At 40.6% G+C, this 16793-nt stretch carries 11 protein-coding genes; 5 read left to right on the forward strand and 6 right to left on the reverse strand.

What is annotated here, in order from left to right; genetic code table 11:
* Positions 1–51: 51 nt before the first annotated feature.
* Positions 52–1173 (reverse strand): hypothetical protein, encoded by a 1122-nt coding sequence (locus tag RBATCC27255_RS05110; RefSeq protein ID WP_101029021.1) that lies wholly within the window; start codon positions 1171–1173, stop codon positions 52–54.
* Between the two features lie 210 nt (positions 1174–1383).
* On the opposite strand from RBATCC27255_RS05110, the gene RBATCC27255_RS05115 reads away from it, so the two are divergent.
* Both RBATCC27255_RS05115 and RBATCC27255_RS05120 read left to right on the forward strand, forming a co-directional pair.
* The gene (locus RBATCC27255_RS05115; protein ID WP_169923262.1) at positions 1384–3321 is read left to right on the forward strand and encodes an ATP-binding protein; all 1938 of its coding nucleotides are present in this window, start codon (positions 1384–1386) and stop codon (positions 3319–3321) included.
* Positions 3322–4038: a LytR/AlgR family response regulator transcription factor gene (locus RBATCC27255_RS05120; protein WP_101029023.1), complete on the forward strand. Its 717-nt coding sequence runs from the start codon at positions 3322–3324 to the stop codon at positions 4036–4038.
* A 113-nt stretch (positions 4039–4151) separates the two neighbouring features.
* Here the strand turns inward: RBATCC27255_RS05120 and RBATCC27255_RS05125 are convergent, their stop codons facing one another.
* The 4 genes from RBATCC27255_RS05125 to typA all read right to left on the reverse strand — a co-directional run bounded on the left by RBATCC27255_RS05125 (position 4152) and on the right by typA (position 9350).
* Positions 4152–5855 (reverse strand): S1C family serine protease, encoded by a 1704-nt coding sequence (locus RBATCC27255_RS05125; RefSeq protein ID WP_101029024.1) that lies wholly within the window; start codon positions 5853–5855, stop codon positions 4152–4154.
* A 271-nt stretch (positions 5856–6126) separates the two neighbouring features.
* Positions 6127–6603: a hypothetical protein gene (locus tag RBATCC27255_RS05130; protein ID WP_101029025.1), complete on the reverse strand. Its 477-nt coding sequence runs from the start codon at positions 6601–6603 to the stop codon at positions 6127–6129.
* A 27-nt stretch (positions 6604–6630) separates the two neighbouring features.
* Entirely contained in the window at positions 6631–7521 is an 891-nt protein-coding gene (locus RBATCC27255_RS05135) for a 3'-5' exonuclease (RefSeq protein WP_101029026.1), read from the reverse strand.
* Between the two features lie 8 nt (positions 7522–7529).
* Positions 7530–9350 carry a translational GTPase TypA gene (gene typA, locus RBATCC27255_RS05140; protein WP_101029027.1) on the reverse strand — a complete coding sequence of 607 codons (1821 nt, stop codon included), beginning with the start codon at positions 9348–9350 and terminating at the stop codon, positions 7530–7532.
* Positions 9351–9655: 305 nt separating this feature from the next.
* Between typA and RBATCC27255_RS05145 the strand changes: the two genes are divergently transcribed.
* From RBATCC27255_RS05145 to RBATCC27255_RS05155, 3 genes are read left to right on the forward strand one after another with little or no spacing between them, the layout of a single operon-like run.
* Entirely contained in the window at positions 9656–11587 is a 1932-nt protein-coding gene (locus RBATCC27255_RS05145; RefSeq protein ID WP_101029028.1) for an aconitate hydratase, read from the forward strand.
* A 1-nt stretch (position 11588) separates the two neighbouring features.
* Positions 11589–12797, forward strand: a complete 1209-nt coding sequence (locus tag RBATCC27255_RS05150; RefSeq protein ID WP_021883331.1) for an NADP-dependent isocitrate dehydrogenase — start codon at positions 11589–11591, stop codon at positions 12795–12797.
* A 28-nt stretch (positions 12798–12825) separates the two neighbouring features.
* A complete protein-coding gene (locus RBATCC27255_RS05155; protein WP_101029029.1) occupies positions 12826–13458 on the forward strand; it encodes a redox-sensing transcriptional repressor Rex in 633 nt (210 codons plus the stop codon).
* A gap of 139 nt (positions 13459–13597) precedes the next feature.
* Here RBATCC27255_RS05155 and pulA read toward each other — a convergent pair whose 3' ends face one another.
* Positions 13598–16777: a type I pullulanase gene (pulA, locus tag RBATCC27255_RS05160; protein ID WP_101029030.1), complete on the reverse strand. Its 3180-nt coding sequence runs from the start codon at positions 16775–16777 to the stop codon at positions 13598–13600.
* Positions 16778–16793: the final 16 nt, after the last annotated feature.

A 16793-nucleotide genomic window follows, 5' to 3' on the forward strand; every position in this document is an offset into this window, starting at 1 on the left:
AAAAGGAGTCACGGAATATCTCGGCTCCTTAATTGATATGACTAATTTTAATTAGAAGTCAAACCTTCTCTTTGCAAAGAACATTCCTGCAACTGCAAATGTAAGAGCTGAAAGAAGAGCAATTGAAACTACAGGCGAGTCACCTGTTTTAACAACTCCGTTATCATTGTTATTGTTTGTGCTGTCCTTTAACACAACATCAGATGTTGAAGATGATACATCAGTTGAAGTTGTCGGATTTGTGTTATCATTACTTTCCGGTGTAATTGTGCCAAGTTCGACAAATGTAAATTCATCACTGTCCTGAACATAAGTTAAAAGGACATCACTTTTAATTGTTGTAGTGAAACTTTTTTCAATTACAGTACCTTTACCTGTTGAAATAACGGCAGTATAAGTACCGACAGGGAGATTTTCGGAAGTATGCGTATATACACCGTCGTGAGATGAAGGCTGGAAATAGAACATATCTACAATGGTGTCATCTTTCATAAGATAACCCGAGGGTACTTCATAAGGAGCTTTTTCGGACTCATACACAATAACATCCACTTCATTTGTTACAGTATAGTAGTTGATTCTGACTGAACCGTCTTTAGAAAGGGTGAAATCTTTATCAACTAAAAAATCATTGCCGTTACGAACATTAACATTATAAGTACCTGCTTTAAGGTTATCAGCAACACCTGTTATGCAATCATAATGTTCTGATGATGTTGAAAGAAGAATACCTTGAACAAAATCTCCGCCATCGGTTGTGATTAAAGCCTCATATTTTTCATCGGGGGTAAGCGGTTCATCATAAACTACTGCTTCAATATCATTCGTCACATAATGGTAGTAAATTCTAACAGAGCCGTCCTTTGTAAGTTTAACTTCCGTTGTTGCAGGCTCGTTAAAATAGGGACTGCCTGTTGCTCCGAATTCATAAGTTCCTGCAGTAAGGTTGTTATAAACTGCGGTTACAGTATCATAATGCTCATTTGAATATACCATTTCGGTATTCTTCAAGTCACCTGTTGTTTTGTTAATGCAATAGCTTTTGAAAGGGTTTTCTTGATCGTCAACAACAGTATCAGGAGTTGAAACTGCACCTACGACTGTTACTGTTGCCACCAAAAGCATAGTTGCCACAGTAAGCAGACAAACGATTTTCTTTGTAATTCTTTTCATAATTATTCCTCCGTTATTTTTATTATTGCACATTTTGCAATTCAATGTGATTATAATAGCAAAATTTCACAATTACAAGCTATTTTCACGAACGGGAACTATTGCGACACGAACAGAAATAAAATGACACAATACGGCTTGCATTTTGCTGTTAAAACACTTAATATATGTATATACAGCAATAAAATTATGATTTACGGAGAAAAGAATATGAAAACAAAAAAATTAAAGTATCTTCCTGCCATTGCGGCATTAGCAATCACTCTGGCAATAATCGGATTTGTTGTCACGGCACTCCTTTTTTCACCCAACAAGCCAGACACTCTTGCCGACACACCAACAGAAAATATATGGAGTTACGAAATTCTAAAGGACGGAAAAGTAAGCTCCGTTTATCCTGTATTTGAAGATAAATTAACTGCAACCGTAAACGATACTGATTTTTCGGCTTTGTGTATGAAAATAACCCTCCCCGAAATAACCGATGACAAATTTTTGAATTTTTCTCCATCCGGAGTAGCAACCGAGGTGTTCATAGAAAACTATCTTGCCTATTCAAATATTGATTTGACCGGTGATGACATAAAAAGAAATAAAGACGGATTTCTTGAAATTCCCGATAATTATCTGTTCACGGGACCGTCATATTATACCACCGCAAGTATTCCAATATCGCCTGATTTTTCGGGGAATGAAATGAGAATATACACATATTACACGGACGAAAATCCTTATTATTTTACTAAATATCCGTCGCTTGCAGATATGTTTCAAAAATCCACAGATGCTGTTGTGGGATCTGTCGGTGCCGTTATTTTATCAACTCTAAGTTTTATTGCGGCAATCGCATTATGTCTAATCTTCTTTGTAAGAACAAAAAACGGACATAAAAATTACAAAATCCTACTCATGATATTGTTTTTAATACTGTTTGCTTTAAGATGTGTGTGTTACTCATCTTCACAGTTGCAAATGAGTTCAAAGGTTCTTTCATCATTCGACTTTTCGATACTATCACGAATATATGTTATACCGATTGTATTCTTCGTAGCGTTTATGTTCACTAACTGGAGAAAATTCATTCTTCTTGTATCATCTTTTATCCTGCTCGGGACATACTGCATCTGCTACGGATTTTTCAGTGAATCCATTGAGTTTATCAATTTTACTGAAGTTTCACTCTCGCTGTACTTTTTGATAACCGTTATAATGCTTGTTTTAGATTTTATTTTTGATGGGCAGAAGTATAAAAAATACAAAAGTTCAAAATATATTCTGCTGTTTATAATCTGCATTTTTTGCGGTTACACTTTGGCGGCATGTACAAGCGACTCTGACTTTCTAAGTTACGGAAATAATATTTTGGGCAGCATTTTTGAATTTGGCGAATTCGCACCCCTCAATACTATGTTCTGCACAGTTACGGCAATTATTTCTGTATTGATAATTATCAAAGAATTTATTGACGATTATACGGAGTATAAGAAAAGAATTTTTATAGTAAATGAGCGTGCAAGATATGCTTTGCAGAGCTATCAGATGTTAAAAAACGGCGAAAAAGAAACCAAAGCTGCTCGCCACGAAATGAATCATCATATGGTTGCAATTTCGGCTATGCTTGATAATAATGACACTCAGAGAGCCAAAGAGTACATAGAAAAAGTCACTGACAAGCTTAGCAAACTTCCGAAAATTAAATACTGCGACAATATTCTGATAAACTCAATTACAGGTATATATGCAGAAATAGCTAACGATAACTGCATTAAATTTGAATGTAGTGCAAATGTTCCGGAACAAATCAGCATTGCCGATGAAGATTTGTGTGTGTTTCTTGAAAACATGTTTGACAATGCAATTGAGGCTTGTTTAAAAACCGATACAGAACACAGATTTATAAAAACAGATATTAAAGCAAATAAAAATTTTCTGTTTATCTCCTGTTCAAACTGCTGTTTTGAAAATCTTGTATTTGACAAAAACCATTTTCCCATTTCAGGCAAAAGCGACAAAAACAATCACGGGTACGGAATTATTGCGATGAATTCAATTTCAGAAAAATATAACAGCATTTTGATAATTGATTGTACTGATAATGTCTTTACGGTAAAAACAAATATGAGCATAATAAGCTCGGAGGGTGAGTAAATGTACAGAATTGCAATTTGCGATGATGAAAAAATTTTTAACGAATCAGCTCAAGTCTTGCTTGAAAACATTGCACTGAAAAACGGAATTGATATTTCAGTTGAATCGTATTTGAATGCCGACATATTATTAAACGACCTTGAAAACGGAAATAAATATTTTGACCTTGTTTTGTTTGATATAATCATCGGAAACAAAAACGGAATTAACATTGCATGCAAAATCAAGCAGAATTTCACGGACATTAAATTTATATTTATGACCTCATATTCCGAATATGCAATTGACGGTTATGAAGCGGAACCCTCGGGATTCCTTATTAAGCCTCTGAATGAAGCCAAGTTGAAAAGAGCTTTTTTGAGGGCATTTCAAAATTACAAATCGCAAAGCCTTATAATTAAGGAAAACGGAAAAAGCCATTCTATCAATTTAAAAAGTATTTTGTATGTTGAAATTTACGGTAAAACTCTCACCTTCCATTTGAAAGATAACAAAATTTTAGAGCTTACAAAAACGCTTTCAGAGATTATAAAGCTCCTGCCAAAGGATGATTTTATTCAATGTCACAGAAGCTTTTTGGTTGCACTTAATGAAATTGAATCAATCACAAGATATCAAATTCTTTTAAGCGGAGGAATGAAAATTCCTGTAAGCAAATTAAGATATACTGATGTGCAAAAAGCTTTAATTGAAAGCGCTGCGGAAAAAAATATATAAAAATGAACAAAGCTCCGTGCGATTACGGAGCTTTGTTCGTTAAGAGAGAGTTTTTTGTCTACAGCTTTGGCTGTATGAATATTTATATAAAAAGCTAAAAAGCTTGTTGGCTGTTATTGACCGAACATATAGTTCCAAATTGAGTCGCTGTCACTATTATCGGAACTTTTGCCCTGTGATTGTGACGACTTATTCTGTGTGTTTGAATTGCCTGTTGAAGAACTGCCGCTCGGTGAATATTCTGCAAGAGTGAGCTTGAGATTTGCAGTCTTACCGCTTCTTGTAACGGTAAAAGTTACTGTATCTCCCACCTTTGAATCCTTGAGGGCTGTTTCAATGTCTGATTTTGAAGAAACACTTGTACCGTTTACTGCGGTAATCATATCACCTCTCATAAATCCTGCTTTTTCTGCATTAGAACCGCTTGTTACGGAAAGAACATAACAGCCTGTGTTGCTGAGTCCGTAGTAGAATGCGGAATCGTCGGATGTGATATCTGTAAGCTCCATACCGAGGTCAACCTTGCCCTTTACATAACCGTATGTTTTGAGATCGTCAATTATATCAAGAACATTGTTAATCGGAATAGCAAATGCAATACCTTCAACCTCTGTTGCACTGTCCTTTGCGTTTACAATACCAATAAGCTCACCGTTTGAGTTAAAGAGTCCGCCGCCTGAGTTACCGGGGCTGATCTGAGCGTTGTGCTGGAGAAGCGTCATACTCTTACCCTCAACCGTTACCTGACGGGCAAGTGCGCTGATAATACCGTCTGTTACTGTACCGCCGAGCTGTCCGAGCGGATTACCGATTGCAACAACATAGTCGCCTACTGCAAGATCTGAGCTGTTGCCCATTGTTGCGGCTGAAAGACCTGTTGCATCTATTTTAAGAAGTGCGATATCGTTGTCCTCATCACTGCCGATTAACTTAGCCTTGTATGAAGTTGCACCGTCACGGAGTGTTACCGTGATATTCTCCGCACCTTCGATTACATGGTGGTTTGTGATGATGTAACCGTCCTCAGAAATGATAACACCTGAACCTGCACCCTGCTGAACATACTGCTGAGCAAATCCGCCTGTTACAACGCTTTCGGTAGCAATTTCAACTACGCTGTCGGCTGTTTTCTTAACAATTTGGGAAGTTGTTCCGCTGAGAGCGGCATTGCTTGTGGTTGATGTGCTGTTTGCGGATGCCTGCTTGATGTTTACACTTGAAGATGAGTTGTTGTTAAGTGATGATGCAAGCATACTGCCACCGAATCCTGCACCGCCGCCGAGAATAATTGCAGCTACAAGCATTGCGGCTACAAAACCCTTTGATGCTGGTTTCTTCGGCTTTTTAGGCTTTTTAACTTTTACTTTCTTAGCCTTTGGTGCGGAATACTGTTGATTTGCATACGGTGAACCCGACTGTGAGCCGTATGGATTCTGTGACGGATTGCCGTATGAATAGTTGTTAGTCTGCTGTGAAGAATATGGGTTTGAAGAATACTGTGAACCGTATGAATCCGATGAGTAGTTCTGTGAAGATGTACCCGATGCTGTGTTTGAAGAATAAGCGTTTTCATAACGATTAGGGTTGTGTGACGCATTCTCATTGTTACCGTTTATATACGAATGGCGGTACTCACCCGAATTTACGCCTGATGTTGAATTTGTGTTCCACTCATAAGAGCTTTCTGTGTTTTCTGCAGTTGATGCAGACTGTGAATCTGATGATGAATGAATATCCTGATAGTTGTTGTCAGCAGTATTATTATCTGACGAATAACCATCATAACCGTTGTTATTGTTTTCAAAGTTATCGTTCATAACTGTGCCTCCGATTAAAAGTTATATTTTCAAAAGACTTCATCGAATGTCGGTGTTGTTTTTTGATGTTGTAGATATAATAAAGCCCCAAAGTGAAAAGTATATGAAATACGGCTGAATTAATGTTGAAAGCAAGAAAATAGTATGTGAAAATTCGGTGTGCGTTGTGAGGAGTACGACACAATCATCTGTATTCACGAAAAAAGGGCAGAACAAAACGCTCTGCCCTATATAATGTTTAAGATAATAACAATTTTAAATATCAGTTATCCTAAATTTGATAATAACGAAATAACTCATCAAGAATACTTTTCATATTTTTAAATTGAGTATTTGTGATTTTTATGATTACGCAAAGGAATAAAGTCAGAATAGCTACAATTATAGTTGGAAATCCCAAAATTCCTGCAACCGAAATAAAATGAATACCGATCAAGAAGAAGTACAAAAAGATTGCTAAACCAACAGCCATTATTGGATTTGGAAACATTCTGACAGTTAAATCAGAATATCCACAATCTTCCTCTATCTTACCTGAAAAAATCGGACTCAGGCTATAAATTCCACCGTAATTTTTAGCCGGTACAAATTTCATTTTAAAGCCCTTATCCGTAAATTTTACATCATAGGAGTAATCCTCTCTCTTAATGTCAGCACCATACTTAGAATTACTTTTAATTATATCATTTATGTGTTCTTCGGATAAAGAAAGTTTATAATGAAGTTTATCAAAGAATTTTATAATCATAGAAATAACTCCATATACAAAAGGTACTCAGTTTGCCGAAACGGTGTTCACCTGTTCTTTTGTTTGGGGCTTCTTTTCAACCTTTTCGTTGAGCTTTTTCTTTACAGAAACTTCGTCAAACTTCTTTTTGAAGGATACTCTGCCGTTGAACTTCTTTCTGCAATATTTGCATGAAAATTCGGCGGTAAAGCTTTTGTTGTGAAGTCGCCACTTTGAAAGCTGAACAAGCGGTTTTCCGCAATCTTCACAATCGAAAAACATAACGCTTTTGTCAACATCGGGACTGTTGATATCTGTAACAAAATGATTTTTGAACAGCAGTCTGTCATAGAATTCGTCACAAACAGCATCTTTAATGTACGGCTTTAACGGATACTTACCGTAAAAAGCCTTCATACATTCCAATGTCAGGTACACATCGGCAAGAGCCCTGTGCTGATCATCTTCCGAAAAATCAACACCTGCCATTTCGGCACAGGCACCGAGTCCCAGCTGACAGGATGAATCGTGCAAATCAAGACAATCTTCACAATAGCTTTGCAGATTGCAATAGCGTGAGAGAAACGGAAGTCTGGTTCTGCCCGTGTAGTAGCTGTAGTTTTCGATAAGAGCATGAAGGTCGGAGTCGCTCCATGTCATAAGCACACCGTCACCCAGAAAATCCGAGAACAGGCTGATTGCTCTGATAAAGCTGACGCCATCGTCCTTCAACTCTTCATTTGTTATTTTAGTAAGCTGTTTTACCTTACTGCATAGCTTTTTGCCGATTTTCGGAGCAACAAGCATTGTAAAGGTGTCGCATACATTCAGTTCATCATCAAGCTTAACCGCACCGATTTCAATTATTTCATTGACAAATTTGTGCAGAATCTTGCTGTATGAACCGTTCCATTCAAGGTCAAGAATTACATAACTCATTATTTTAATTATTTCTTACGGAATGCCTGTTTCATACGCTGTTCTTTTGAAAGAATACGCTTACGCATACGGATATTTTCGGGAGTAACCTCAACAAGCTCATCATCAGCGATGAATTCAAGGCACTGTTCAAGCGACATAATTGTCGGAGGTGTAAGCTTGAGAGCGTCATCAGAACCCGATGCACGGGTGTTTGTGATGTGCTTTTTCTTGCAGACATTAACTGTGATATCCTCAGACTTAGGACTTGCGCCTACAATCATACCCTCGTAAACAGGAACACCGGGTCCGATAAAGAGTCTGCCTCTTTCCTGAGCGGCATAAAGACCGTAGGTTACAGTTTCGCCTGTTTCAAAAGCGATAAGTGAACCCTGATGGCGGGTTACGATTTCACCCTTGTATGGCTCATAACCGTCAAATACATGGTTCATAATACCGTTACCGTTTGTATCTGTAAGGAATTCGGGGCGATAACCCATAAGACCTCTTGACGGGATTCTGAATTCAATGTGAGTAACACCGCCTTCACGAGTACCCATATTGATAAGCTCACCTTTTCTTGAACCGAGCTTTTCCATTACAGGACCAACATATGTGTCGGGAACTTCAATGATAAGAAACTCCATAGGCTCATGAAGCTTGCCGTCAATCATCTTTGTAATAACCTGCGGACGGGAAACCTGAAATTCATAATTCTGACGGCGCATTGTTTCGATAAGGATTGAAAGGTGGAGTTCACCTCTGCCCGATACCTTGAATGTATCGGCGCTGTCTGTTTCTTCAACACGAAGGGCAACATTTGTTTCAATTTCCTTGAAAAGTCTGTCACGAAGGTTACGGGAGGTTACATACTTACCCTCTCTGCCTGCAAACGGTGAGTTGTTTACGATAAAGTTCATTGAAACCGTAGGCTCGTCAATCTTTACGAATGGGAGCGGCTCAACACAATCATTTGAACAGATTGTTTCACCGATATTGATATCCTGAACACCGCTTACGCAAACGATGTCGCCGACTGTTGCAGTGTCACATTCAACTCTTTTAAGTCCTTCAAACTGATACAGCTTTGCAATTCTTACATTCTGAGTTGTACCGTCTGTGTGACAGAGAACGGCAGCCTGTCCGTTCTTTGCAGTACCTCTTTCAACACGGCCTACACCGATTCTGCCGACAAACTTATCGGAGTCAATGTTTGAAATAAGGAGCTGGAGTTCTCCGTTCATATCACCCTGAGGAGCAGGGATTTCTTTTACAATTGCGTCAAAGAGAGGTTTCATATCCGTACCGGGTTCATGATAATCCTCTGATGCATAGCCGTCACGGGCAGACGCATAAATTACAGGAAACTCAAGCTGATCTTCATCGGCGCCGAGTTCGATGAAGAGGTCGAGAACCTCGTCAACAACCTCCTCGGGTCTTGCACCGGGACGGTCGATTTTGTTAAGAACAACAAGCGGCTTTTTGCCGAGGCCGAGTGCCTTTTTAAGAACAAATCTTGTCTGCGGCATACAACCCTCAAATGCGTCAACAAGCAATACAACACCGTCAACCATCTGGAGAATACGCTCAACCTCACCGCCGAAATCGGCATGACCGGGGGTGTCAACAATGTTAATTTTGATGCCGTTGTACATTACGGCTGTCGGCTTCGAAAGGATTGTGATACCTCTTTCACGCTCAAGGTCATTAGAGTCCATTACTCTTTCTTCTACATTTTCATTTGCTCTGAAAACACCGCTCTGCTTCAAAAGCTGGTCAACCAGAGTAGTTTTGCCGTGGTCAACATGGGCGATAATTGCAATATTTCTTAAATTCTCTCTTACATCCATAAAAATACCTCGTTTTGCTAAAATCACATAAATCTTATTGCATACATCAAGCATTATAACACTATAAAAGCTAAAATTCAATTTATATTTTTCATCACCTTTTATGCTAATATCCGACACTTTTTGAACATTTTTCCGATAGAAAACCGCAAAAAATATTTTTTAGTGAAAAAATAACGATTTTCACTCATTTTGCGTGAATTTTTCTTTACAATATCTCAAGATTGTTATATAATTAACATAGTGTTTTGCATTTTTTTGCAGGACTGAATTATGATAGGCATTAATTTTTAGGAGGTAATATTATGGGCTACACGATTGCGCAGAAAATCATCAAGAATCATCTTGTCTGCGGAGAAATGACCGTTGGCAGTGATATCGGTCTTAAAATCGACCAGACTCTTACTCAGGATGCAACAGGCACTATGGCTTATATCGAATATGAGGCTATGGGCATTCCGAGAGTAAAAACAGAAAAAAGCGTTGCTTACATTGATCACAACACACTTCAGACAGGTTTTGAGAACGCCGATGACCACAGATTTATTCAGTCTGTTTGTAAAAAGCACGGTATCTATTTTTCAAGACCCGGCAACGGCATTTGTCACCAGGTTCACCTTGAAAGATTCGGTAAACCGGGAAAGACTTTAATCGGTTCTGACAGCCACACTCCGACAGGCGGCGGTATCGGTATGCTTGCAATCGGTGCAGGCGGTCTTGATGTTGCTGTTGCAATGGGTGGCGGTGCATACTATATTACTATGCCGAAAATGGTAAGAGTTAATCTTACGGGCAAACTCAGTCCGTGGGTTTCTGCAAAAGATATTATTCTCGCAGTTCTTCGTGTTATGAGCGTTAAGGGCGGCGTTGGCAAGATTGTTGAGTACGGCGGAGAAGGTGTTGCCACACTTACGGTTCCCGAAAGAGCAACAATCACAAATATGGGTGCAGAGCTTGGTGCTACAACTTCTGTATTCCCGTCTGATGAAACAACAAGAAAGTTCCTCAAGGCTCAGGGTCGTGAGGAAGATTATACAGAGCTTAAGGCTGATGATGACGCTGTTTATGACGAAGTTATCGAAATCAACCTTTCAGAGCTTGAACCGCTTGCAGCCTGTCCGCATTCACCCGACAATGTTAAGCCAATCAAAGAGCTTGAGGGCAAGAAGATTGATCAGGTTTGTATCGGTTCATGTACAAACTCAAGCTACCTTGACCTTATGAGAGTTGCTCACATTCTCAAGGGCAAAAAGGTTGCAGACAATGTATCGCTCGCAATTGCTCCGGGTTCAAAGCAGGTATTCAATATGCTCGCTCTCAACGGCGCACTCGGCGACATGATTGCAGCAGGTGCAAGAATCCTTGAAAGTGCCTGCGGTCCTTGTATCGGTATGGGACAGTCACCTAACAGCGGCGGTATCTCACTCAGAACATTCAACCGTAACTTTGAGGGCAGAAGCGGAACGGCAGACGGTCAGATTTATCTTGTATCTCCGGAAACTGCGGCTGTTTCTGCAATCAACGGCGTATTTACAGACCCGAGATGTCTTGGTGCGGCTGCTGAGATTGAAATGCCCGAAAAATTCCTCATCAATGACAATATGGTTATTGATCCCGCTCCTGTTGAAGAAATGGACAGCGTAGAAATTCTCCGTGGTCCTAACATCAAGAGCTATCCCGAAACTCATCCGCTCACAGATTCTATCGAGGCGTCATGTTCACTCAAGGTCGGCGACAACATTACAACTGACCATATTATGCCTGCAGGCGCAAAGATTCTTCCGCTCCGTTCAAATATCCCGAAAATTTCAGAGCATTGCTTTACAGTATGCGACAAGGAATTCCCAACCCGTGCAAAGACACTCGGCAAAAGCATTATTGTCGGCGGTGAAAACTACGGTCAGGGTTCATCCCGTGAGCATGCAGCTCTCGCTCCCCTTTTCCTCGGTGTTAAGGCTGTACTCGTAAAGAGCTTTGCAAGAATTCACAAGAGCAACCTTATCAATGCAGGCATTCTTCCGCTTACATTCGTAAACGCAGAAGATTATGATAAAATCAAACTTGGCGATATGCTTGAACTTCCGAATGTTAAGGACGAAATTGCAAACGGCAAGCAGGTTACTGTTGTAAACAAAACAACAGGCGACACAATTGTTGCTGACTGTGAGCTTTCAGACAGAACAAGAAACATTATCATTGCAGGCGGTCTGCTTGACTACACAAAGGAGAACAGCTGATATGGAAAAAATTAAAATGGTCACTCCTCTCGTAGAGATGGACGGCGACGAGATGACAAGAGTCATCTGGAAACAGATTAAAGACATTCTCATCACACCTTATGTTGACCTCAAAACAGAATACTATGACCTCGGTCTTGAGCACAGAAACGAAACAGACGATCAGGTTACAGTTGACAGCGCCAACGCAACAAAGAAATACGGTGTTGCTGTTAAGTGTGCCACAATCACACCTAATGCCGCAAGAATGACAGAGTACAACCTCAAGAGTATGTGGAAATCACCTAACGGTACGATTCGTGCTATCCTTGACGGTACGGTATTCAGAAGCCCGATTCTTGTCAAGGGCATTGTTCCCTACATTCCTACATGGAAAAAGCCAATCTGCATTGCCCGTCACGCATACGGTGATGTTTATAAGAACACAGAGATGAAGGTTGAGGCAGGAAGCAAGGCAGAGCTTTGCGTCACAAAGCCTGACGGTACCGAGGAGAGAAGCACAATCTTTGACTTCAAGACTGACGGTATTATTCAGGGTATGCACAACATTGACAAGAGTATCTCATCATTTGCCCGTTCATGCTTTAACTATGCACTTGATCAGAAGCTTGATGTTTGGTTTGCTACAAAGGATACAATCAGCAAGATTTATGACCACAGATTCAAGGACATTTTCAACGAAATCTTTGAGAATGAGTACAAAGAGAAGTTTGAGAACGCAGGTATTACATACTTCTATACACTTATTGATGACGCTGTTGCAAGAGTTATCAGAAGTGAAGGCGGCTATATGTGGGCTTGCAAGAACTATGACGGTGATGTTATGAGTGATATGATTGCAACTGCATTCGGTTCGCTTGCAATGATGACAAGTGTGCTTGTTTCTCCCGACGGCATCTATGAATACGAGGCTGCTCACGGCACAGTTCAGCGCCACTACTACAAGTATCTCAAGGGTGAAGAAACTTCTACAAACTCTGTTGCAACTTTGTTTGCATGGACAGGCGCACTTCGCAAGAGAGGCGAACTTGACGGTCTTGACGACCTTATGAAGTTTGCAGACAAGCTTGAGGCAGCAACAATCAAGACAATTGAGGACGGCGTTATGACAGGCGATCTCTACGCTATCTCGACACTTGAGAACAAAAAGAAAGTAAACACAGAAGAATTTCTCAAGGCTATTGACGAGCGTCTTGCAGCATCTCTCTGATTTTAAAGTTAAAGGAGCATAGTGAGTAATGTCTAAGAATGACAGTATTTCAATGTCGGTTATCAGGCGTTTGCCAAGATATTACCGCTTTTTATCAGAACTGAATGACCAGAACATTGACAAAATTTCTTCAACTAAGCTTGCACAAATTATGAATGTGACAGCCTCACAGGTGAGGCAGGATCTTAACTGCTTCGGCGGTTTCGGTCAGCAAGGTTACGGTTACAGCGTAAGTCAGCTGAAAGAGGAAATCAAGAACATTCTCGGTCTTAACAACGATTACAAGGCCATTCTTATCGGTGCGGGTAATCTTGGTAAAGCCGTTGCAATGCACATGAATTTTGAAAAACTCGGTTTTGAGCTTATCGCCTGTTTCGACAACAACGAACAGAAAGTCGGTTCAAAGCTCAACGGAATTACAGTTAAAAACGAAAGTGAGCTTGACGATTTTTGCAATAAAAATCATATTGACACAGCGTTTTTGTGCATTCCCCGTGTTTGTGTTGAAAATGTTCTCGATAAGCTTTATTCACACGGAATCAAGAATTACTGGAATTTCAGCCACTATGATATAAATGCTCGTTATAATGATACTATGGTAGAGAATGTTCATCTCAGCGACAGCCTTATGACTCTCTGCTACAGAATGAACAACAACTGATAAACCAATGACTCCCCGACAGTTTTATAAGCTGTCGGGGAGTTTTTCGTTACAGAGCAATAATAACCTTTTTTAGCGATTAAAAGGGCTGACCGTTTAAGGTCAGCCCTCTTTTGCAATTTGTGTTTGTGATTTCAGATTAACCGAGTGTAACCTGCTCAGCGATTGGAGCGTTGGGGTTAGTGTCAGGGTTATCTGTGTAGAATGTAAGGTATGTACCGCCCGTAACAGCAGAGTCATCAATTACAATCCACATTTCGTTATCTACAAAGCCCTTGTAGTCAATTGTTTGGTTAGTAGCGTTATCGGATACAATTACATTATATGTGCCTGCGCCCTTATATGTGAAGCTGTAATCAAACCAACCGTTTTCACCTTCAGTCATAGGATCGCCCGGCCACTCTGTCATAAAGTTGCCTGAGTCTGCGCCCTTGAGGTCTGAACCCCATATCCAGAGATATGGCGTCCATGTAAGTGAACCGTTGTGCTTTACGTGAAGTGTGATGTCAAGGCTTGAAGCGATGTAGTAATAGTTTACCTCAGCATCACCGTAAGGAATTAAGCCCGACTGATTTTCCGGCATTCTGTCAGGATCAACAGCGTAGCCGACAACCTTGAATGCCTTTGAATCATATGTGCTGCCTACTTTGCCTGAGAATACGATTGAATCGGTAAGCTTCTGCTGTTTTCCGTCAGCGTCCGTGTAATAGTAATTTGCTGTTACCTTACCCGAAGAAACAGGTATGCCAACGATAAACTTCATAAGCATTGTTGTATCTTCAACGCTTACTTTGTTGTCATAGTTGAGGTCAAGTGCCGACTGATCAACTGTAGGAGTTTCAATCTTAAGGATATACTTCTGAAGAAGTGTAGCATCCATTACATTAACTTTGCCGTCACCGTTAAAGTCAGCATTTATGATAGACTCGGGAACATAGTCTGCGTAGTAGTATGTAACCTCCTGCATATCAGAAGTATAATTGCCCTCTGCATTTCCTTCAATACGGCTTACGGTGTATGTATCGGGAACAACTGCGCTTGGAACTGTTACATAACCTGAACCTACAGTGCCCTGAAGGATTACAGAATCTTCAAGCTTTTTGCCTGTTGCTTCGTAAACATAGTTGACCTTAACCTTACCGTTTGAAGATTTGATGCCTGCCGACTCATAGCCTGCCTTGTCAACAGCTACGATAGCCGAACGAGCAGGAACTGTGAATGTTGAGCCTGTCACCTCGCCGAGTGAGTCAAGACCTGCTGTTTCACCGTTAGCGATAACAACCCAATCTGTTACGGATGTATCCGAAAGTGTTACATCTGCAGCTGTGGTTGCACTGTTATAAATAACAGCCATCTTGTTCCATTCACCCTCAACATCGTTCTGAATTGTGAATGAAATCTGATTTGTTGAAGCAGAAACCTTTTTTGTGAATGTGTATTTGTCAGCATATGAATTATCCATAGCTGTGAGAGGCGAGAATGCTGACTTAATCTGCATCATACCCTTGTAGTAAGAAACTACATCGGCATAGTCAACAACATTCTGCCATTTAATCATATTAAGGTCGGCTGCCGACTTGTAGCTGTTTGTGTCACCGTCTTTTGAACGAGCCATTTCTTCACCGGCAAGTGTGAATGAAATACCCTGTGATGTGTAGATAATTGCACTTGCAAGCCTGTTCATCTTAACAGCCTCGGAATTTCTCTCTCCGTAGTCTGCCAGACCTGTTGACGCAATAATCTGATCGTAAAGTGTTGCATTATCATGACACGAATCATAGGTTACGCACTGTGAAGGAGCCTGAGCCTTCCACTTGTATGTACCTGAGCTGTTAGCACGAACACCGTAGCTTACACCCTTTGCGGATGACTTTGAGCCCTGTATAAAACCAACATTGTTGATTTCCATTGCACTGCCCTTTATACCGTCACGGATGCCGTCATTGAAGATAGCTATTCTGTCGCTGAGTCTTGACGCATTAGCCTGTGTTGCAGGATAGAATTTTGTGCCTGAGCAAGTGTTAGTCGGGTGGTAGGAGTCACCGCCGGCCCAGCCTTCACCCCACATTGTGATTCGTGGGTCAATTTGGTCAAGCGCTTCTCTTGCCATATTCATTGTTTCAACATCCATAAGACCCATAAGGTCAAAACGGAAGCCGTCAACATGATATTCGTTTACCCAATACTTGAGTGAATCAATAACATACTTTCTGTACATTGCACGCTCTGTTGCACCTTCGTTGCCGCAACCCGAACCGTCTGAGAATTTACCTGTTGTTTTCATTCTGTAGTAGTAGTTAGGAACTGTGTACTGGAAGCATGAATCAGTTGAATAAGTATGGTTGTAAACAACATCCATTACAACAGAAATGCCGGCGTCATGGAGAGCCTTAATCATTTCCTTGCATTCTTTGATTCTTACTTTACCGTCATACGGATTTGAAGAATACGAGCCCTCCGGAACATTGTAGTTTGTCGGATCATAACCCCAGTTAAACTGAGAATCATCGCCTGCCTCATTTACTGACTGGAAGTCATAGAACGGGTTAAGCTGTACTGTTGTTACACCAAGTTCCTTGAGGTAATCAATACAGGTTGAAACCTTGCCCTCGCCGTTAAGAGTTGTACCTGATTCTGTGAAAGCAAGGTACTTGCCTCTGTTAGCATCGCTTACGCCCGAAGCCTTGTCATAAGAAAAGTCCTTGATATGGAGTTCCCATACTGATGACTTTGTTGATTTGTCAAGAAGAACATGGTTATCGTTTGACCAGCCCTCAGGATCTGTATCGTCAAGATCAACAATCATTGAGCGCTTGCCGTTTACGCCTGTTGCCGTTGAGTATACATCCTGTGTTTCATAAGTCTTTGTTGCATCTGAACCGATGTGTGTTGTGTCTGTTGTTGTGACTGAGTATGTGTAATAATAATCCTTCCATTCGCCGGTGAGTGTAATCGTCCAAACACCGTTCCACTCACCTTCAACGAGCATTTTTTCAAGTGTGTAGCTGGCAACTTTAGATGCACCCTGCTCGTCATCCGAACCTTTTGTAAAGATATTGAGCTTAACACCGGTTGCTGTCGGTGACCAAACCTTGAATGTTGTAGCACCTTTTGTGTAAGTAACACCAAGATCATTGCCGGAATAAGCATACTGAGCGTCAATATCTTCAGCAGCCTTTGTGTAAGAATTGTCTCTTGCGTAGTCGCTTGAAACTGCCGAACTGTCATCGGCTGTTGCGGCAAAGCTTGACACAACCGCTGTTGAGGCAAGCATGCACGCTGCAAGAACTGCAGAAACAATTTTCTTCGTAGTTCTCATAGATAATATTCCTCCT

It is taken from the genome of Ruminococcus bromii (assembly GCF_002834225.1).
Classification (GTDB): Bacteria; Bacillota; Clostridia; order Oscillospirales; family Acutalibacteraceae; genus Ruminococcoides; species Ruminococcoides bromii.